We start from the raw sequence: 17,593 nt of genomic DNA, 5'->3' as shown, positions 1-17,593 counted from the left end.
AGCGAGTGGGCCGAGGAAACACTGAGGGCCCTGGCCACTACGATCGCAGCTCTTGTGACGTTCGATCAGAGTTAAGAGCTTCACTCAACACTCAAGGAGGAACCGTTGATGGCCAAGGAACGGCACAGTGCCAAGAATGGCAACGCGAAGGCCGGTGGGACGTCGCGGCGCAGTGCGCTGAAGGCGGCCGTGGCCGGGGCGGGGGCGGTCACCGCGCTGGGAGCGTCCGCCTCCGTCGCGCACGCCGACGGGCCCGGGCGCGGCGCGCCCACCTTCGTCCTCGTCCACGGTTCGGGCAGCAACTCCTTCTTCTGGCAACCCTTGTTGCGCGAGCTGGGCCTGCGCGGACACCGTGCGATCGCGGTCGACCTGCCCGGACACGGGCTCGGCGCGTACCTCCCCGAGTCCTACCAGAGCCCGCAGGACCTCGACCGGCTGCGCACCGAGCCGTCCCCGATAGCCAAGGTGACGCTGGGCGACTGCGCCGCGCACGTCATCGACGTGGTGCGGCGGGTGCGCCGCGACGGCCCGGTGGTGCTGGTCGGCGAGAGCCTTGGCGGTGCGACCCTCAACGCGGTCGCCAACCACGTGCCCGAGCTGGTCGCGCACCTGGTGTACACCTCCGCGTTCTGCCCGACCGGGCACCCCTCCGTGCTGCGGCTGATGATGACCCCCGAGGCGGCCACCAGCTCAAGTTTCAAGATCCCCGGGGTCCGGACGCCGCCGGAGCTGGGCGTTCTCCGGGTCAACTGGCGCTCGGGCGACCCCGCGTTCTTCGCGACCGTCAAGGAGGCGATCTCCGCCGACCGCCCGGACGCCGAGGTCCGGGCGCTGATGAACATCCTGGAGCCGGACGAGTCGGCGGCGGTCGGCGCGAGCGAGGACGCCCGCGGGCTGCCGGAGAAGTGGGGCCGGGTGCCGCGTACGTTCGTGCGCTACACCCAGGACCGCATCATCCCGCTGCCGCTCCAGGACCTCATGATCCGTGAGGCGGACGACGCCACACCGCACAACCGCTTCCGGGTGCGGTCGCTGAGCGCGCCGCACGCCGGCCCGCGTGACCCGAGGCTCCTGGCGAACGAGCTGGAGCTCGTCGCACGGCTGTGCCGCTGAGCGCGCCGTGGCCTCCACCGCCGCCGCCGTCAGCCGCGGACCTTGCTCGCCCGCGGCTGACGGCGGCGGTCGGCGACCAGCCAACGCGCCAGAGTTCAGCCGTTCTTGCGCAGCAGCGGAGCGATTGGTCCCGAACATACGCCAGTGTCGACTCCCTCAGCCCCGGCCTGTCGGGTCGTCGTCCCGGTCTACCCGCCATCCTCCGCACGTCACTGGTCTGAGTGACGTCTGTCGGGTTCGCGCTGGTTAGGTCAGGCTGACACCCAGCAGGTCGCGGAAGTGCGGTTGCACGCCCCGGGTGATGTGGAGCACCTGGGGCGGGTCGCTGCCGGGTGCGGTGGCCAGGTCGAGTTCGCCGAGGCGGTAGAAGATCATGCGGGCGGTGGGACTCAAACGTCAGCGGGCTTCCTGGTCAAGATAGACAAAGCCGTACCCGACGACCTCGACGTGCACCTGGTCTGCGACAACTACGTCACCCACAAGACCCCCGAGGTCCAGCAGTGGCTCACCCGGCACCCCCGCTTCCACGTCCACTTCACGCCGACAGGCTCCTCCTGGATCAATCAGGTAGAGCGCTGGTTCGGCCTGCTGACCGACAAACTCATCCGCCGCGGTGTCCACACCTCCGTCCAGGCCCTTGAGAACGACATCCGCGACTGGATCGAGACGTGGAACGCGAACCCGCGACCCTTCACCTGGACCAAGACCGCCGACGAGATCCTGAACTCCCTCGCCGACTATCTCGCCAGGATCACCCCCGACAGGAAAACCGAACTAACTAAGCCTCAGAACCTCTGACGCATCACACTGGTGCTGTGACCGCATACGTTCACCGCGTTGGCGCTGGCGGCGCCTGAACCGGAGATCCGGTTGCGGCTTGCGGCCAACCCTAGGCATCCTGCCGTAGCAACAGACTGCCGAGCGTGGTGCGCCGGTGCAGGACCGCCTTGCCAGCACGCGAAGTGGAAATCAGTCCGGCACCGCGAAGAGCTGCGGTGTGAGCCGAGACTGTGGCGGCGCTGACGCAGAGCCGTCGGGCGAGCTCGGTCGTGGTGCGCTCCTCGGCCAGCAGGTGCAGCAGCTCGATGCGAGTGTTCCCAATCACCTTGACCAGCGCCTCCGGACCGGCGGATCCATCGGGCTGCGGCAGAAAGCCGGCACCGGCCGCGTACGTGAGAGCAACCGGGCGGTCGGGGAGGTCGGACAACAGCGGACCCCCGGTCCAGTGGAAGCTGGGCAGAAGAAGCAGCCCGCGCCCGCCGAGGTGGACCTCCCGCGGCCTGCCCGGGAGCTCCCAAACACCTCCGTGCAGACGGGCGCCAGGCAGCAGCCCGGCCAGCACCGAGCCGACGCCACCTTCGGCAAGTTGCACGGCCCGACGCACGAACTCGGCGTGGTGCAGGTCCTGCACCTGCGCCCAGACCGGGCCGAGCAGTACCTCGAACGCGGCATGCTGCGCACGATGGATCAAGCGCCATGCCTCGGGGGAACCCCGGTGCAGTTCGTGGATCCACGCCGGGGCAGGCGTGCGCGCGGGTGCGTAGACCCGTTCCAGTTCGGCACTGACCAGCTCGGCCGAGGCCGAGCGGACCTGTTCCAGGGCGTCCGGGAGGGAGTCCGCCAGCACATCCAGGAAGCTCGGCGCCCGCCCTGCCGGGACGAGGTCCGCGAGCGGGAGGGCCGTCTTCGGCAGAGCGCGCAACGCCCTGCGCCGCCATGAGCCGTGGAGAAGCTCGCCATCCCGGCGGCACATCATCGTCAGCGCCACGTTGAGCTCCTGGAGCGGCGCCGGCCGAGGCGCGAGGCTGACCCGGGCGAAGTCGTCCGGCGTGAAGTGGATCCGGAGCACGGCTCCCCCTGCATGTCGGCCCCAACAGTGGTCCGGGCGCCATCCTTGAGCCCCAAACCTAAACGATCGCCAACGCCGGGCCGAGCGGGACAGCATGCAGGACATGACTCACGACTTCCCAATCAGCCGACGCACCGTCACCAGGTCCGCACTGCTGGGCTCCGCCGCTCTGTTGCTCGGCCCCGCCCACCGCGCCTACGCCGACCCCCGGGCCACCGCCACGGGCCCAGTCTCGGGCGATGCCGTACTCACCCTGCCCGCGCCCACCGGCCGCCACCCCGTGGGGTGCCAGCCGGTGCACCTCGTCGACGACTCCCGCCGCGACCCATGGGACCCCGCGATCCCCGTGAGGGAGCTCATGCTGACGGTCTACTACCCGGCCCGCGACGTCACCGGCCTCGCCCCGGCTCCACAGATGCCGCCGCAGGCCGCGACCTGGTTCGGACGGATCGTTCCGCGCACGCCGCTCCACCTGCCCGCCGCGGGCGTGAACTGGGGTGCTACCCGGTCCCACGCGTTCGAGGGCGCGTCGCCGCTGCCGGGCCGATGGCCGGTGCTGGTGCACAGCCCCGGCGGCGGCGACCCGCGCGGCCTGGGGACATCCCTGGCCGAAGACCTGGCCAGTCGCGGCGCCGTCGTCTTTTCGGTCGACCACCCCGGCGACGCCGCAGCGGTCGAGTTCCCGGATGCCCAGCCGTACCGGAAGGACACCGTGCGGACGACCGTCTTCCGCGGCGACCCGCGGGACCAGCCGGCCGTAGCCCGCACGATGACCGACGCGCGGATCGCCGACCTGCACTGCGTCCTCGACCGGCTCGGGCGCGCGGCCGACCTGCCGCTGCCACACGGCCTCGCCAAGACGCTCGACCTGCGCCGCCTCGGCGTGTACGGGCACTCCGCCGGCGGGAGCGCCGTGACCGAGGTGATGTACGAGGACCGACGGGTGCGTGCCGGGATCAACCTGGAGGGCTACCTGGACTACCCGCCCTCCGCGCCCGGCGCCGCCGCCGAACCGTTCCCAGTCGCGGCAAACGGGATGGACCGGCCACTGCTCCTGCTTGGCAGCGAGGGGTTCAACCGACGGCAGGAACTGGACCGCTCCTGGTTGGCCTTGGCCGCGCTCTCCGGTCGATGGGTCCGCAGCGCGCGCGTCGCTGACGCCAACCACTGGATCTTCACCGACTACGCTGCGATGCTCCCCCAGCTCCAGGCCGCCGGGTTGATGACGGCCGCGGAGAGGAACATGCTGATCGGCACCGCCAACCCAACCGCATCGGTCCCCAAGATCCGCCACACCATCCGCAGGTTCTTCGCACGACACCTGGCCGGCCACTGATCTGAAAGCAAACGGCCTATGACCGCATAGGTTCACCAGTTTGCTCGATCACGCGGCGAGGGCTGGCCGGCCTCCCCAGCGGATACCTTTCTCGCTGCGGATACGGGCGCGTTCCCGGCGCTGGGCGACCAAGACGTCGGGGTGGCGGGCGTTGGCATTGCGCCAGCGCAGGTAGCGGCGCAACTCCCGGGTCTGGACCGGGTGGTTCGGGTGGTTCGAGCCGGCGAGCGTGAACTGCCGCAGCAGTCCGAAGTGAGCCTCGATCGGGTTCGCCCAGGATGCGTTGGCCGGGGTGAAGCACAGGTGGACGTTGTTGTTCTTCGCCCTGGCGGTGTGCACGCCGGTCGGGCTCCCGGTGGCGGTCGGTGGCATCGACTACACGGTCAAGCCCGGCGCCGGCATGCTCTGGCAACTCGGCGTCCACCCGGCCCTGCAGTCCTGCGGGATCGGCACGCTGCTGATCCGCTCTGCCGAGCAGCGGATCGGCGCCCGGGGCCTTACCCGCGCCGAACTCGGCGTCGAGGAGAGCAACCCGCGCGCCCGCGCCCTCTACGAACGCCTGGGCTACCGGGCCTTCGGCCGCGAGCTCGACTTCTGGGACGTGGAGGCCGAGGACGGCTCGCTCCAGCGGTACGAGACGATGTGCACGCTGATGCGCAAGGACCTGGCGTGACGCTGGATTTCGTGGCGTTCGTCGCCTGGGGCGAGGACCTGCTACTGATGCGGCCCCACCCGGACTCCCCGGCCCACCAGCCCTCCTGACCCGGGCCAACAGTCGAATCGGGCGAAGCAGCTCAGAACGTCCTCTGATGATGCCGGACCTTCTCCAAATATGGCTGCAGCACGGTGACTTGGCCTTTGGCATCCTGGCTCGCTTGATGCCAGCACAGACGGCAGTAGCCCTCCTTCAACCGCACGAGTCGCCGGCATCCACCGCACTCGGCCGGCTCCTCGGTACGGCGGAAGCTCGCGCACGCAACGCAGGTGCGGCCTGGTAGCACGCCCCAGTCGAAGCAGTCCGGGCAGCCGGCGGGCGGCTTGCACCTGCCCGCCGGCAGGACGTAGGCCATCACATCGGTGGCAGCGAGCGCCCATCGCGGCGGCGGGGCACCACCGCCGGTCCCGCCGCCACGACGGCGGCTTGCCCGGTCTCCTGCTGCCCGGGACGGGAGACCTTCTCCGGCTCGGGGATCAGCAGGTCGCTGGTTCGGTCGACCGCTGTGGGACATGGAGTCCGCCTGACTGTGGCACGCCTGGACTCGCAGCTGGATTCCGTCGTCGAGCCGGGTCTTCTCGAAGAAGATCTCCGCCCGTGTCACGCTTGTTTTAGACAATTGCCAAGATCACCACTCTCTTGTCAGATTCGCGCGCCCCCTCCTCACGGCTGTCAGTTCCTCGCATTCGCCGTTCCCGGCCATTCCGACGATCATCGCATTCACTGCTGGACGGAGGTCAGGACGGTTGGCTAACTGCGGGTTCCGATCGTTGTGGTTCGGGCTGTCGGAAGGCGAATCACCCCAGTGGTTGCCGTCGCCGAGCTGAGCCGACGATTCGCGCGGATCTACACCACCCTCGGAACCCAGGACCCCCTCTATCCCAGGTTCTGCCTCTATCAAGATCGCGACGGGCCTGTCTCGAAGTCGGGTGTGAGCTTGTGACAAGATCGCGGGATGCTGCGACTCACCGATTTCATCATCGACTGCCCGGACACGATGAAGCTGGCGACTTTCTACTCCGAGGTGACGGGCCGTCCGGTCAAGGAAGGCAGCTCCGAGAACTGGGCTGGCATCCAGTTCGGCGAGATCGAACTGGCATTCATCCGGGTGGACGACTATCGCGCTCCGCAGTGGCCCGACAGCGAGCACCCCAAGCAGTTCCACCTCGACTTCGAAGTGGACGAGATCAAGTCCGAGCAGCGCCGCGTGCTCGAGCTCGGCGCGGCGCTAAGGCAGGACTTCATCGGCCCCAATGGCTACGGCTGGCAGGTCTACACCGACCCGATCGGCCACCCCTTCTGCCTGTGCCGCAACAAGGGCGTCATCTGGACCGACCAGGGCCCGATCTGGCCCAAGCGCGACTAATTGGCCTCCGGTCATGGAGAAGAGCGACATCACGATCAAGCTCACCCCCGACGAGGCTCTGGTCCTCTCGGACTGGCTGGAGCGAGTACAGACGACAGGTCTCAGCCACCTGGTCGATGATCCGGCCGCCCGGGCCCCGATCCACAAGATCGCGGGGATACTGGACAAAGCGCTCCCTGGAATCTTCGCCGCCGACTACGCCGAACGTCTGGAAGCGGCCCGGCACCGTCTCCGGACGGCCACGGACGGCCTTGCCGAAGAGCGAGACGGCTGAGCTGCCCTTGCCCGCCACCGGCGCGCTTCCGTGAAAGCCATGTCGTTTGAGAACGCCGGCCTGCGGCGTTCTCAAACGACATGGCAACCCAGCAGGTCAGCGGCCCACGATCTGTCACCTGCACTGCGACAGGACACGAGTGTCGGCGCGATCCGCGGGCGAGTCGGTCCAGCCGGTAGGCAGCGTTGAAGGAGGAAATCCTGACTCCTGAACATGCGGGCCTACCAGTCTCAACCCCCAGCACCGGCTTCGACGAAGCCATCAACTTCCCCGCCCGCAAGCACCAGGAACGCAAGCGGCTGCCCGGGGGGGCAGATGGTTCGCGCGACCTTGCGGTTCAGTGAGGACGAGGACCCGGTCCAGTGCCTCGGCGGCGTCGGTCAGCCCTCGGCCTCGACCTCGACTGCGGCGCGGATGTCCAGTGTGCGCTTCGCCAGTTCCTCGGGCTCGTCCTCACCCGTGGTGTCGGTGACGATACCGACCGTACTGCCGTCCGCCCAGGCGCAGGTGGTCTCGGAGACGGACGGGTAGACCAGCACCGCGCACAGCAACTCGCCGCCGAGCGGGCCAGCCGGGAAATCCTGCAGCTCGGTCACCGTCTCGCGCATCACGTCACCGCCTTCCATCCGCCCGAAGTACTTTCGCAACTCCCGCCCCGGCTCCGGGAAGCTGCCGACCAGCCCGACCACTGTCAGCGTGGTCTTGGTCGTCCCGGCGTCTCCGTAGCCGGCCACCGCCAGCTCCCGATAGGGCCTCAGGGCCGTCATCCGCCCCTCGTAGTCGGCGCGTACGGCCTGGGTGTTCCCGTCATCCGGGAGCCGTACCCGGTCGCCGACCCGGTCCGCCAGCACAATCCTGTGCCGCGGCGGGGCGCCCGCGCCCGTCATGGCGGCCACCACCAGCGCCGTGGCCAGGCCCACGACCACCACCCCCGCCACCGCGAGCTTGGGAGACACCCTGCGGTACCAGGGCAGCGGAGCCACGGGCTGCTGGGTGTTCGCCCAGATCGCCTTCAGGCCGCTGAGTCCTTCGGAGGACTGGTCGGTCTCGGTCTCGGTCACGTCATCTCGTTCCATGAAGCCGGGAAAGGAAGCGGACCGGATACTACGTCAGTGCACGGAATCCCCGCGTGGGGATTCCGTGCACTGAGGGGTTCAGCCAAGGTGCGTGCAAAAGGGCCATGGCGTGATCTTGGAGCGATGACGCCCCCAGTTCACGGTCGTTCTTGAGCCTGTAGTTGGTCGCGCTGGTCGCGAGTGACGGTCTGGGACACTTGGGCCGGGCGAGGGTGGGGGATCACTTCTGCTTGGAGGGCCGCGAAGTCGGCATGGGCTCGGGTGACGGCTTCTGGGTACGTCTGGCGCTTCTCGTGCTCGACGGTGGCGCGTACCGTCGCGTGCCGACGGGCGCCTCCGCGTACGGGATGCCGAGGAAGGCCCCGACCCCGTTCTCGACCCGCCCCGCCACCGTGCTGTGCGCCCGCCCTGACCCCGGCAGGCAACGACCCCCGGACGGCGGCGGCCGAGTGGTGCCGTCGAGCAACCGATAAGGATCTCGCCCTGTTCGGCCTGCCGTCCGGGGGCGGACCGGCCAGCTCCCGAAACCACGACGGACTGCCGCTGCCCGCGCCTGGTACCGCTACGTCATGCGGCAACCAGCTGCCGGACGACGGCTTCCGCGACAGCCTTGGCACTACCGGGGTTCTGACCGGTGATCAGTCGCCCGTCCTCGACGACATAGGTTTCAAACGGCTTGGCGGCCGTCCTGTAGTCGGCACCGAGCTTCTTCAGCTCTTCCTGCAGGTTGTACGGAACCGCCTGCGCCCGGTTTGCCAGTTCCTCCTCCGGCCAGGAGAACCCGGTGACCCTCTTGCCCTTGACCAGGGCCTCCCCGTTGCTCAAGGTCACATTCAGCAGCCCGGTCGCGCCGTGGCACACAGTCGACACGACACGGCCGGTCTCGTAGAACCTGGCCATCAGATCTTCCAGCTGCCGGGACTGCGGGAAGTCGAACATGACCCCATGGCCACCGGTGAGGTAGATGGCGTCGTAGTCCTCCAAGTTCACCTCGGTGATCTTCTTGGTGTCCTCGAGGAGGTCCATGAACTTCCTGTCCTCGTAGCGCTCGGCGGTGCCCAGCTGCGCTAGAACCTCGTGAGACAGGCTCTCCGGGTCGATGGGGACCTTTCCGCCTGACGGACTTGCGATGTCCATGCTGAACCCGTTCTGCTCGGCAACGTCCCAGAAACGGGTCAACTCCCCGAGCCAGAGCCCAGTCCTCATGCCGACCTTTTGGTACTCATCGACATTGGTGACAACGACCAGGATCTTTTTCTTGGCTGCAGCCATAGGAGGACCTCCCGTGATTCTCTTCAACCGTAGGTCCTGGGCAGCATCTCCACCACCGAAGCCGAGAGTCGCGAACCGCATACACAACGCAGTGGAATTTCACGGAATCCGCCGTCGCCGGATCCCGCGTATTGCAGTGTGTTGACATCATGGCGACCAGTGGCGGGACCGGGCGGCGGACCACTGGCGGCCGATCTCGCACGCTCCGGTCAACAGCATGCCGCTGGAGTCCGGGGACCTCCATAAGTGCCCGTACTGCGATGTTCCGCTGCTGCATGCAAGGGCCGGTGAGGACCCGGACGTGCGCTGGGACTTCTTCGTACACCACTGCGAGGACAGCCGACGGCGCCGCCCGGACAGGCACACCCGTGGTGACGCGGCCGGCCGGCGACAGGCCGCACGGCAGCACATCGCCAGGGGCCCCGCCGCAACCGGGCGACGCGAGCAAGGCCGGGGACGCAGGTTCAGGGCACCAGCACCACCCTTCCGAACACCTCTCCCGCGTCCATCTCGCGGTGGGCCGCCGCCGCTTGGTCCAGCGGCAGCACCTCGTGCACCACTGTGCGCAGGTCCCCGCGCGCGGCGTCGGCGAACTGGGAGGACCGCACCGCTTGCCGGTCGGGACCGGGCACGGTGTCGGAGCTGAAGGTGGCGAACGACAGCGAACGGCGGAAGGAGTCCATCAGCCGCACGCCGAAGTCCGCCGGCGGCTGCCCGCCGATCACACCGACGGCCACGTACCGCCCGTTGGGGTTCAACCTGTCCAGGAACTGCGGAAGTCGGGGGCCTCCTACGACGTCGATGACCACGTCGAAGCCAGTCGGCGCCTCCGGTCCGCCCTCGCCCGCGCGGTTCAGGACGTGCGTGGCTCCCAGGTCCTTCAGACGCTCGCCGCGCCCGGCCGAGGAGGTGGTGACCGCCACCACGCCCGCGTCGCCCCTGGCTGCGAGCTGGACCGCCGTGATCCCGATGCTGCCGGCCGCGCCGCGCACGAGCACTGCCTCCCCGACTGTGAAACGGGCCCGCTCCAGGGCGAAATGGGCGACCACCCCGGAACCGCCCAGCGCTACCGCTTCGGCGCCGGTCAGACCCTCGGGCAGTTCGAGGACGTCATCGACCGAGGCGACAGCCTGCTCGGCGTACCCGCCGGACAGGCCGGTGAACGCCCACACGCGCCGCCCGATCCACCCGCGATCCACACCGGCGCCCACCGCGCTGACACGTCCCGCGACCTCACTGCCCAGGACATGGCCCGCCCGGAAGCCGTAGGCGGCGAGCGCGCCCCGGCGGATCACGGCGTCCACGCCGCCCACCCCGGCCGCCTCCGTGGCGACCAGCACTTGCCCCGGAGCGGGAACCGGCACGGGCAAGTCGACAACCTCCAGACCTCCAGGGTCTCCGAACCTCTCGATGACGACGGCTTTCATCTGTGCTCCTCTGGCCGTTGGACGAAGGGACACGGCTACTGCGACCGTGGGGCAGCACCGCCATCGGAACGTAACGGACGACCCCGTCCGCCCGGCCGAAACGAGAGACGATGACCAGTCACCTGCCTCAGTCCGTGCGCTCCGACGCCCGCGACAACCGGGCCCGCATCCTGGCCGCAGCCCGCACCGTGTTCGGCGAGATCGGCCTGGGCGCGCCCATGCGGGACATCGCCCGGCACGCGGAGGTCGGCCACGCCACGCTGTACCGGCACTTCCCGACCAAGCAGGCACTGATCGCCCAGACCTTCGCCGAGCAGCGCCGGGCCTGCCGCGCCGCCGTCCGCGACGCCCTCGCGGACCCGGACCCGTGGCACGGATTCCGGAGCCTGATCGAGCGGATCTGTGAACTCCACGCGCACAGCGGGGGATTCGCCGACGCCTTCATGGCCGCCTACCCCCAGGCCGTGGACTTCGCCGCCGACCGCGAGCAGGCCGTCCGTGCGGCTGCGGAACTGGCCCGCCGCGCCCAGGAGACCGGCCGGCTCCGCTCCGGCTTCGTCGTCGACGACCTGATCCTCATGCTCATGGCCCACCGGGGCCTCCACGACGCTCCCGGTCCTGCCCGGCTCGCGGCCTCCAGCCGCTTCGCCGCCTACGTCATCGAGGCATTCCGCGCCGCACCCCACGCGGGAGTGCCCACGCCGCTGCCGCCGGCGCCGCGCCTACGGCCCGCACACTCACCCGGCGCGCCGTGAGCCGTCACCATGGTCCGTGGTCCCTGCCCACCAGGCCGGCCAACAGCCGACAGGGAGCAGGCGGACTCCCGTCGGAACCGGCCCCGCGGCCCTCATCCGCGCTTGGTGTTCCCGGGCCGTGACCATCGACGCGTCACGGCGTTCACTGCCACGGATATTCGTTGGCGAACTCCGCTCACCGCCGCACCAGCCGCAGCCGCGGCGCGATCGTCTGCTCCATGTCCAGGAACCGCGCCCGTTGCTGCAGCGCCCGGCCTTCCAGCACGGCCTCGAAGACGGCCGGCTCCGGCTCGATATAGGCGACCCCGGAGGCCAGAACGCAACATCGTTGATTGGTTACGTCACCCCAGCCAAGAGTGCGATCCGGGGGGGCGGCGTCAGCCGATCCCCCCGGTAAAGTCGAGTTGCCGTCAAGACCTGTGGACGGGTCGATCGTTGTCAGTCGGTCTCGGATGGATTGATGGCGACGAGCTCGACCTCGAAGCCGTCGGTGTTCTCCAGGTAAGCGGCGTAGCTCTGGTTGCCGCCGGCGTGCGGGTGCCGGTCGGGGAACATCAGGCTCCAGCCGTGCCGCGGCGCCTCGGAGACCAAGGTGTCCACCGTGTCATGGTCTTGGATATGGAACGCCAGGTGGTTCAGGCCGGGCCGGCATCGATCGTGCCGGTCCGCGGTGAGCGCCCGGGACTGTTCGAAGACCAGGTAGGTCTCCCCCAGCCGCCAGCTGCGGCCGTCGTTCCAGCTCTGGAACAGCGTGTAGCCCAGGGCTTCCAGCAACCAGCCGAAGGAGACGACGGCACGGTCGAGGTCGGGCACCCAGATCTCGACGTGGTGCAGCATGCCGGTGGTCGGCCGGGTCACGCCGCCACCGCCGGGGCCTTCTTCGCCGCCGGCTGCGCGGACTTGAAAATCGAAGACGCGGGCGCGGCGGGACATCGCAAGGGGCCGGTACGCGCGTACCGGCCCCTTCGCCGTGGGTGCGGCCGCCCGCTGGGTCGGCCGGTTGTCTACGGTCGTAGATGGCGGGTCGTATGCTCGTTCCATGACTGGTGGACAGGCACCTCGCCGGCGGGATGCGGCGGCGACACGCGAAGCGATCCTGGCGGCCGCGGGGGTGGAGTTCACCGAGCACGGGTACGACCGGGCCGGGGTACGGCAGATCGCCGAGCGCGCGGGCGTCACGGCGATGATGATCAACCGCTACTTCGGATCGAAGCAGGGCCTGTTCACCGAGGTGGTGGATCGCCTCTTCGGGCCGCCGACGGTGGTGGGCACCGAATCCCGTGGCCTGACGGGGGCGATGGCCCGGTCGCTCGCCGAGCGCACGAGTGCGGGTGCCGAGCGCCTCGACCCGTTCCTGCTGATGCTCCGCTCCGCGTCGGACCCGGAGGCCGCCGCCATCCTCCGGCAGGGGATCGAGACGCACGTCGGCGCCCGGCTGGCGGGACTGATCGGCGGCCCGGAGGCCGAGTTGCGCGCCCAGTTGGGCCTGGCACTGGCCGCGGGGACGTGGCTGCTGCGCACGGTCGTCGGCGTCGGCGCGCTGGCGGACGCCGACGACGACCGGCTGGCGGAGTTGCTGGCCGCGATGCTCCAGCCGGTCACGGACGGGGCGGAGGCTCGTGGCGCCGAGCCCCGGAGCGCCGAGGACGGGGGCGGCGAGGCGTAGCGGGCGGATGCGCCGTCGCCGCCGTGCCGGGTCCGCCGGGGTGTCGCTGGCTCAGAAGGCCGAGCGGATCAGGCCGCCGTCCACCCGGATCGTCGCTCCGCTGACGTACTGTGCGTGCGGCCCGCACAGGTAGGCGACGGCCGCGGCGATCTCGTCGGGTTCGCCGAAGCGGTTCTGGTCGTTGGGGATGAGCGCCTCGACGGCGTTGGGGTGGATGTCGTCCCAGGTCTGCCCCCAGCCGCGGTCGGGTCCGATCTGGGCGACGAGGGTCTTGACGCTGTCGACGAGGATCGCGCCGGGGGACACCACGTTGGAGGTGACGCCGGTGCCCTTGAGGTCGCGGGCCAGGGAGACCGCCAGGTTGTGCCGGGCGGCGAGGGTCGCGTTGTACTGGGGGTGAGTGTTCATCGGCTGGGAGGCGAGTCCGCCGCCGATGGTGATCACGCGGCCCCAGCCGCGTTCGCGCATGGCCGGGACCAGGTGCTGGATCATCCGCACCCCCGAGACGACGTTGACGTTGTAGGTGTCGTTCCACTCCTGGGGAGTGGCGTCCGCCCACGACAGGTGCCGGTAGAAACCGGCGTTGTTGACGAGGATGTCGACGGGTCCGCCGGCGGTGGCGGCCCGGGCGGCGTCGGCGGCGCCTTCGTCGGTGGCCAGGTCGCCCAGCGCGGTGTCGGCCGTCCCGCCGGCTGCGCGGATCGCCGCCGCAACGGCCTCCACGCGGTCCTTGTCGCGTCCGTGGATCACCACGGCGGCGCCCTCGGCTGCCAGCATCCTGGCGGTCGCCTCGCCGAGCCCTGCGCTGGAGCCGGTGACGAGTGCGCGCTTGCCGGTGAGATCGAGGTTCATGGTGCTGAGTCCCTTCCGTCGGCCGGGTCGCCCTCGCGCCCTGTTCGTGCGAGCGGCGGCCGGCCACAGCTCTAAGTATACACTCGTAGACTTATGGGGATCGGCCGGTGACGGGCACGGTGCCGTCGGCGTTTCCATGCCCTACTCATCGAGCGGGATGGTGGCGATGGTGTCCCAGCAGATCTGCCGACCGGGCAGGTCGTTGCGGCCGGGCAGCTGGGCGGTGCGCCAGTAGACCTCGTTAACGATGATCCGGCTTACGGTGAACGGGGCGTGGCCAGGCCGGAGGCGGTGGATGGCCTGGGCGAGCTCGTCGGTGTCGGTGACGGCGGCCGCGTAGGCGGCGGTCATGTGGAGCACGCCGAGGGGGTAGTCGGTGGAGTCGGGGCCAAAGGCCTGGTGGACGGCGGTTCGGACGCGGTGCTGGAGGGCGACGAGTTCGCCGTCGGGGTGGAGGTCGAGGCGCACTCCCGTGCGGTAGGCGATCGGCGACCGTACCTGGGCGAGCTGAGCCTGGGCGGCTCGGTGACCGTCGCCGGCGCGGGCCTGGTCGCGATGCTGCCGGTCTACACCCACGCGTGGGCGGCCGAGATCGTCGCCGTGCCGGTCGCGCTGCTGCTCGCGGCGGTATACCTGCGGGTCTGGGCTGGGCCAGGATCACCACGGGGTGACCGCCCAGCTCGCCGACGGCGCCTGGCTGCGCTCGCGCTACCTCGTCGGCTGTGACGGTTGCCGCGGCCCGTGCCGTCGGTACGGGCCGCGATCAGGGGCCGGTTCTCCGGGCCCGGATGCGAATCAACGCAGCGCGGCCTCGCCTGCCCGGAGGGCACGCATGGCGCGCTCGACGGTTTCCGGCTTCTCGCCGACCGGAGCCACGTAGTCGATGACGCGGCGCGCGGCGTCCTCCCCGAGCGTTCGAGTGATGACCCACGTGGCGAGGTACTGGGACGCCAGGCATCCGCCCGCCGTGGCGATGTTCCCTTCGGCGTGGAACGGCGCGTCCAGCACGGTGACGCCGCAGGACTCGACGAAGGGGCGGCTCATCGTATCCGTGCACGCCGGCATGGCGCCCAGCAGCCCGAGGCGCGCCAGTACCAGCGCGCCCGAGCACTGCGAGCCGATCAGCTGGCGTGAGGGGTCGAGCGGCAGCATGGAGATCAGCCGGTCGTCGGCGACCACGTCGCGGGTCTTCACCCCGCTGCCGATGAGCACGACGTCGGCCTCGGTCGCGAACTCCATCGGGCGCTGACCGGTCACCTCCATCCCGTTCATCGACGTGACCGTCGGCGTCGGCGTGGTGATGAAGGCCTCCAGACCGTCCTTGCGGCACCGGTTGATCAGCGCGGAGGCGATGAAACTGTCGAGCTCGTTGAACCCGTCGAAGGTGACCACGGCTACCTGCATCATGACTCCTTGAAGTGCGGCGTCGAATCTTCCCTAGTGTGAGATGACTGGTCGCGCAGCGGGCCGGTCGGGCCCTCAGCGTTTCAGGAACGGCGCCACGGCGGCGACGTACTCGCGGGGCCGGGCGCTGTGCACCAGGTGCCCGGCTTCGATGGTGACCAGGCGGCAGTGCGGGATGCGCCGGGCGAGTTCGGCGATCCGCACCTGCGGGACGGGGCTGGCGGCGCCGCCGGCGATCGCCAGGGTCCGGGCGCGGATCCGGGCCAGCCCCTCGCGCCAGGACGGGTCGGGGTCGTCGAACTGCGCCTTGACGGCCCGGACCATCGCCCAGTCGAAGTGGGCCGGCTCGTCATCGCCCTCGGGCGGCACGCTCGCCGGGCGCGGGTACAGCGCGGGGATCTCCTCCAGGACCAGCCGGTCGACCCGCTCCGGCGCGGCCTGGGCCAGGAGTTGGGCGACGGCGCCGCCCATCGAGTGGCCGACCAGGTCGACCCGGGCCAGGCCGAGGGCGTCGAGGAAGTCCAGCACGTCGTCCCGCATGGGCTCCAGGCCGTAGTCGGCGGTGCGTCCGCTGTCGCCGTGGCCGCGCAGGTCGAGCGCGTACACGTGGTGGTCGGGGGCGAGGTCGGGCAGGACGACGTCCCAGTCCGAGGCGCGCTCGCCGAGGGCGTGCAGCAGCACCAGCGGCGGGCCGTCGGGCCGCCCGCTCTCCCGGTAGGCGAGCGTGACCCGGGGCAGTTCCACGGTCTTCGTCATGCCCGCCACCGTACGTTCCGAACGGGTGTCACCGGACGGCTGTTCGCCCTCGGCTGCTCGTCGCGACCGGGTCGGCCTCGCGCTGCTCCCGCGCCGACGCCCGGCCGGCCAGGACGGAGGCCAGCACGGCGAGTCCGGCCACCGCCGCGCAGACCGTGCTCGCCGCCAGGTAGGCGGAGCGGTGGCCGCCGCCCCCGGCCGTCTCCCGCAGGTACACCCCGGAGAGCGCCGAGACCGCGACGGCCGCCGCGATCCGCTGGGCCATCTGGAGGATCGCCCCGCTGACCCCGGCCGCCTCGGCGGGCGCGTGGCGCAGCACGTAAGCCTGGTTGGTGGAGCTCATCACCCCGACGGAGGCGCCGCCGAGGAACTGCAGCAGGGCGAGCAGCCAGGGCACCACGGCGGCGGGGGCCCAGTGCGCGAGCAGTCCGCTGGCGAGCATGGCCAGGGCGGAGCCGGTCATCCCGACGGTGACGGTGCGTCGGCCGAAGCGCTGCACCACCCGCCAGGCCAGCGCGGAGGCGACGGCCATGGCCACCGCGGAGGGCAGCGAGACCAGGGCGGCACCGATCGGGGAGAGGCCGAGGCCGTCCTGGAGGAACATGGTGAGGACGAGCGAGGCGGCGAGCGCGGAGCCGAACTGGGCCATCGCGGTGGCCGTTCCGAGCGCGTACGGCGCGGAGCGGGTGAGCGCCGGGTGGATCAGCGGGTGGCCGCCGGCCCGGGCGTAGCGGCGCTGCCACCAGGTGAGCGTGCCGAGCAGCAGCAGCGCGGCGGCCGCGAAGGCGAGCCAGCCGGTCCAGCCGGGCGGTTGGACGAAGGGCAGCATCAGGGCGAGGGTGAGGGCCGCGACCAGCAGCAGGCCGAGCAGGTCGAGGTCGGCGTGGCTGGTCCTGGGGCGGGGTTTGGGCAGGTGACGCACGGCCAGGGCGAGGGTGGCCAGGCCGAACGGGACGTTGAGCAGGAAGGTCAGCCGCCAGCCGAGTTCGGGGCCGGCCGCCGCCAGCACCGCGCCGCCGATCGGCGGGCCGAGGGCGAAGGCGAGGCTGCCGGTGACGGCGTACATGCCGAGGGCGCGGGTGCGCAGTTGGCCGTCGAAGACGTCCTGGAGGGTGCCGATCATCTGGGAGTTGACGAGGCCGGCGCCCGTGCCCTGGAGGAGTCGGGCGGCGATCAGCACCGTGGGGTCGGTGGCGGTCGCGGAGACGAGGCTGACCAGGGTGAACAGGGCGAGGCCGGTGACGAAGAACCACTTGCGGCCCTTGACGTCGCCGAGCCGGCCGCCGGGGATCAGCGCCAGGCCGAAGGCGAGCGAGTACCCGGCGACGATCCACTGGAGGTGGGCGGGCTGGGCGTGCAGGGTCTCGCGCAGGGCGGGGATGGAGGTGTTGAGCACGGACTGGTCGAGCAGCGTGGTGAAGCCGCCCGCGACGCAGACCAACAGGACGCGGCGCCCGGCGGCGTCGAAGCGCTCCTTGGCTATCGGGCCGGTGGTGGCGCTCACGGCTCGACCACCACCAGGGCGTAGTGGGCCTCGCCCGGGCCGAGGCTGCGGAAGCGGCTGGTCGCGGAGCCGTACCGCAGGCAGTCGCCGGGGCCGAGCAGCTGCGGCACGCCGTCCAGGGTCAGTTCCAGCCGCCCCTCGAACACCCAGAGGTGGTGCTCCAGGCCGGACGGGCAGGCGAGGTCGTAGGCGATGTCGGCGCCGGCCGGGAGCCGGCCCTCGACGATC

At 70.5% G+C, this 17,593-nt stretch carries 20 protein-coding genes and 4 pseudogenes; 10 read left to right on the top strand and 14 right to left on the bottom strand.

Annotated features, from left to right (window positions below; translation table 11 throughout):
• Positions 1 to 108: 108 nt before the first annotated feature.
• Positions 109 to 1,113: an alpha/beta fold hydrolase gene (locus J0670_RS09335; protein WP_207810980.1), complete on the top strand. Its 1,005-nt coding sequence runs from the start codon at positions 109 to 111 to the stop codon at positions 1,111 to 1,113.
• Between the two features lie 246 nt (positions 1,114 to 1,359).
• Here J0670_RS09335 and J0670_RS39855 read toward each other — a convergent pair whose 3' ends face one another.
• Positions 1,360 to 1,488, bottom strand: coding sequence for a hypothetical protein (locus J0670_RS39855; protein ID WP_279382970.1), 129 nt, complete (start codon positions 1,486 to 1,488; stop codon positions 1,360 to 1,362).
• 30 nt (positions 1,489 to 1,518) lie between these two features.
• On the opposite strand from J0670_RS39855, the pseudogene J0670_RS09330 reads away from it, so the two are divergent.
• Positions 1,519 to 1,911, top strand: a pseudogene (locus J0670_RS09330) (transposase); the annotation flags it as partial.
• Between the two features lie 91 nt (positions 1,912 to 2,002).
• On the opposite strand, the gene J0670_RS09325 reads toward J0670_RS09330, so the two are convergent.
• Entirely contained in the window at positions 2,003 to 2,962 is a 960-nt protein-coding gene (locus J0670_RS09325; protein ID WP_207810979.1) for a helix-turn-helix transcriptional regulator, read from the bottom strand.
• Between the two features lie 103 nt (positions 2,963 to 3,065).
• Between J0670_RS09325 and J0670_RS09320 the strand changes: the two genes are divergently transcribed.
• Positions 3,066 to 4,298, top strand: a complete 1,233-nt coding sequence (locus J0670_RS09320; RefSeq protein ID WP_207810978.1) for an alpha/beta hydrolase — start codon at positions 3,066 to 3,068, stop codon at positions 4,296 to 4,298.
• A 48-nt stretch (positions 4,299 to 4,346) separates the two neighbouring features.
• On the opposite strand, the pseudogene J0670_RS09315 reads toward J0670_RS09320, so the two are convergent.
• Positions 4,347 to 4,622: pseudogene (locus J0670_RS09315) on the bottom strand (IS630 family transposase); the annotation flags it as partial.
• On the opposite strand from J0670_RS09315, the gene J0670_RS09310 reads away from it, so the two are divergent.
• The 3 genes from J0670_RS09310 to J0670_RS09300 all read left to right on the top strand — a co-directional run bounded on the left by J0670_RS09310 (position 4,561) and on the right by J0670_RS09300 (position 6,653).
• A complete protein-coding gene (locus J0670_RS09310) occupies positions 4,561 to 4,971 on the top strand; it encodes a GNAT family N-acetyltransferase (RefSeq protein ID WP_307806453.1) in 411 nt (136 codons plus the stop codon). The pseudogene J0670_RS09315 and the gene J0670_RS09310 sit on opposite strands and share 62 nt — an antisense overlap.
• A 997-nt stretch (positions 4,972 to 5,968) precedes the next feature.
• Positions 5,969 to 6,379, top strand: coding sequence for a VOC family protein (locus tag J0670_RS09305; RefSeq protein ID WP_207810977.1), 411 nt, complete (start codon positions 5,969 to 5,971; stop codon positions 6,377 to 6,379).
• A 13-nt stretch (positions 6,380 to 6,392) separates the two neighbouring features.
• Complete coding sequence (locus J0670_RS09300) at positions 6,393 to 6,653, top strand: hypothetical protein (RefSeq protein WP_207810976.1); 261 nt, start codon at positions 6,393 to 6,395, stop codon at positions 6,651 to 6,653.
• 380 nt (positions 6,654 to 7,033) lie between these two features.
• On the opposite strand, the gene J0670_RS09295 is transcribed toward J0670_RS09300, so the two are convergent.
• Positions 7,034 to 7,714 carry a hypothetical protein gene (locus J0670_RS09295; RefSeq protein WP_207810975.1) on the bottom strand — a complete coding sequence of 227 codons (681 nt, stop codon included), beginning with the start codon at positions 7,712 to 7,714 and terminating at the stop codon, positions 7,034 to 7,036.
• 235 nt (positions 7,715 to 7,949) lie between these two features.
• Positions 7,950 to 8,078 carry a hypothetical protein gene (locus tag J0670_RS09290; RefSeq protein ID WP_374223079.1) on the bottom strand — a complete coding sequence of 43 codons (129 nt, stop codon included), beginning with the start codon at positions 8,076 to 8,078 and terminating at the stop codon, positions 7,950 to 7,952.
• Between J0670_RS09290 and J0670_RS40525 the strand changes: the two are divergent.
• Positions 8,033 to 8,227 (top strand): annotated as a pseudogene (locus J0670_RS40525) (hypothetical protein); the annotation flags it as partial. The gene J0670_RS09290 and the pseudogene J0670_RS40525 overlap by 46 nt on opposite strands.
• 69 nt (positions 8,228 to 8,296) lie before the next feature.
• Here the strand turns inward: J0670_RS40525 and J0670_RS09285 are convergent.
• Together J0670_RS09285 and J0670_RS09280 are read right to left on the bottom strand one after the other, a co-directional pair.
• Positions 8,297 to 9,001 (bottom strand): type 1 glutamine amidotransferase domain-containing protein, encoded by a 705-nt coding sequence (locus J0670_RS09285; RefSeq protein ID WP_207810974.1) that lies wholly within the window; start codon positions 8,999 to 9,001, stop codon positions 8,297 to 8,299.
• Between the two features lie 464 nt (positions 9,002 to 9,465).
• Positions 9,466 to 10,428, bottom strand: a complete 963-nt coding sequence (locus J0670_RS09280; protein WP_207810973.1) for a zinc-binding dehydrogenase — start codon at positions 10,426 to 10,428, stop codon at positions 9,466 to 9,468.
• A 110-nt stretch (positions 10,429 to 10,538) separates the two neighbouring features.
• Here J0670_RS09280 and J0670_RS09275 point away from each other — a divergent pair, with 110 nt between their 5' ends.
• A complete protein-coding gene (locus J0670_RS09275) occupies positions 10,539 to 11,183 on the top strand; it encodes a TetR/AcrR family transcriptional regulator (RefSeq protein WP_207810972.1) in 645 nt (214 codons plus the stop codon).
• Between the two features lie 438 nt (positions 11,184 to 11,621).
• Here the strand turns inward: J0670_RS09275 and J0670_RS09270 are convergent, their stop codons facing one another.
• Positions 11,622 to 12,020 (bottom strand): VOC family protein, encoded by a 399-nt coding sequence (locus J0670_RS09270; protein WP_207810982.1) that lies wholly within the window; start codon positions 12,018 to 12,020, stop codon positions 11,622 to 11,624.
• Positions 12,021 to 12,222: 202 nt separating this feature from the next.
• Here J0670_RS09270 and J0670_RS09265 point away from each other — a divergent pair, with 202 nt between their 5' ends.
• Entirely contained in the window at positions 12,223 to 12,849 is a 627-nt protein-coding gene (locus tag J0670_RS09265) for a TetR/AcrR family transcriptional regulator (protein ID WP_207810971.1), read from the top strand.
• A gap of 51 nt (positions 12,850 to 12,900) precedes the next feature.
• Here J0670_RS09265 and J0670_RS09260 read toward each other — a convergent pair whose 3' ends face one another.
• Both J0670_RS09260 and J0670_RS09255 read right to left on the bottom strand, forming a co-directional pair.
• Positions 12,901 to 13,701 carry an SDR family NAD(P)-dependent oxidoreductase gene (locus tag J0670_RS09260; RefSeq protein WP_207810970.1) on the bottom strand — a complete coding sequence of 267 codons (801 nt, stop codon included), beginning with the start codon at positions 13,699 to 13,701 and terminating at the stop codon, positions 12,901 to 12,903.
• Between the two features lie 141 nt (positions 13,702 to 13,842).
• Entirely contained in the window at positions 13,843 to 14,061 is a 219-nt protein-coding gene (locus J0670_RS09255) for a hypothetical protein (RefSeq protein ID WP_207810969.1), read from the bottom strand.
• 283 nt (positions 14,062 to 14,344) lie between these two features.
• On the opposite strand from J0670_RS09255, the pseudogene J0670_RS40520 reads away from it, so the two are divergent.
• Positions 14,345 to 14,485 (top strand): annotated as a pseudogene (locus J0670_RS40520) (FAD-dependent monooxygenase); the annotation flags it as partial.
• 11 nt (positions 14,486 to 14,496) lie between these two features.
• Here J0670_RS40520 and J0670_RS09245 read toward each other — a convergent pair.
• From J0670_RS09245 to J0670_RS09230, 4 genes are all read right to left on the bottom strand, one after another.
• A complete protein-coding gene (locus J0670_RS09245) occupies positions 14,497 to 15,105 on the bottom strand; it encodes a DJ-1/PfpI family protein (protein ID WP_207810981.1) in 609 nt (202 codons plus the stop codon).
• 75 nt (positions 15,106 to 15,180) lie between these two features.
• Positions 15,181 to 15,861 carry an alpha/beta fold hydrolase gene (locus J0670_RS09240; protein ID WP_207810967.1) on the bottom strand — a complete coding sequence of 227 codons (681 nt, stop codon included), beginning with the start codon at positions 15,859 to 15,861 and terminating at the stop codon, positions 15,181 to 15,183.
• 28 nt (positions 15,862 to 15,889) lie between these two features.
• Positions 15,890 to 17,365 carry an MFS transporter gene (locus J0670_RS09235; RefSeq protein WP_207810966.1) on the bottom strand — a complete coding sequence of 492 codons (1,476 nt, stop codon included), beginning with the start codon at positions 17,363 to 17,365 and terminating at the stop codon, positions 15,890 to 15,892.
• Positions 17,362 to 17,593 (bottom strand): cupin domain-containing protein (locus J0670_RS09230; RefSeq protein WP_207810965.1); only part of this gene is annotated, 232 nt, incomplete at its 5' end. The genes J0670_RS09230 and J0670_RS09235, both read right to left, overlap by 4 nt.

This window comes from Streptomyces sp. FH025 (assembly GCF_017427025.1).
Lineage (GTDB): Bacteria > Actinomycetota > Actinomycetes > Streptomycetales > Streptomycetaceae > Kitasatospora.
The sequence above is the reverse complement of the archived record's forward strand: the minus strand, read 5'-3'. Positions and strand labels throughout refer to the sequence as shown.

Coding starts and splice junctions, on each gene's coding strand:
- J0670_RS09335 (WP_207810980.1), top strand. CDS start 109: ATGGCCAAGGAACGGCACAGTGCCAAGAATGGCAACGCGAAGGCCGGT.
- J0670_RS39855 (WP_279382970.1), bottom strand. CDS start 1,488: ATGATCTTCTACCGCCTCGGCGAACTCGACCTGGCCACCGCACCCGGC.
- J0670_RS09320 (WP_207810978.1), top strand. CDS start 3,066: ATGACTCACGACTTCCCAATCAGCCGACGCACCGTCACCAGGTCCGCA.
- J0670_RS09305 (WP_207810977.1), top strand. CDS start 5,969: ATGCTGCGACTCACCGATTTCATCATCGACTGCCCGGACACGATGAAG.
- J0670_RS09300 (WP_207810976.1), top strand. CDS start 6,393: ATGGAGAAGAGCGACATCACGATCAAGCTCACCCCCGACGAGGCTCTG.
- J0670_RS09285 (WP_207810974.1), bottom strand. CDS start 9,001: ATGGCTGCAGCCAAGAAAAAGATCCTGGTCGTTGTCACCAATGTCGAT.
- J0670_RS09280 (WP_207810973.1), bottom strand. CDS start 10,428: ATGAAAGCCGTCGTCATCGAGAGGTTCGGAGACCCTGGAGGTCTGGAG.
- J0670_RS09275 (WP_207810972.1), top strand. CDS start 10,539: ATGACCAGTCACCTGCCTCAGTCCGTGCGCTCCGACGCCCGCGACAAC.
- J0670_RS09270 (WP_207810982.1), bottom strand. CDS start 12,020: ATGCTGCACCACGTCGAGATCTGGGTGCCCGACCTCGACCGTGCCGTC.
- J0670_RS09265 (WP_207810971.1), top strand. CDS start 12,223: ATGACTGGTGGACAGGCACCTCGCCGGCGGGATGCGGCGGCGACACGC.
- J0670_RS09260 (WP_207810970.1), bottom strand. CDS start 13,701: ATGAACCTCGATCTCACCGGCAAGCGCGCACTCGTCACCGGCTCCAGC.
- J0670_RS09245 (WP_207810981.1), bottom strand. CDS start 15,105: ATGCAGGTAGCCGTGGTCACCTTCGACGGGTTCAACGAGCTCGACAGT.
- J0670_RS09240 (WP_207810967.1), bottom strand. CDS start 15,861: ATGACGAAGACCGTGGAACTGCCCCGGGTCACGCTCGCCTACCGGGAG.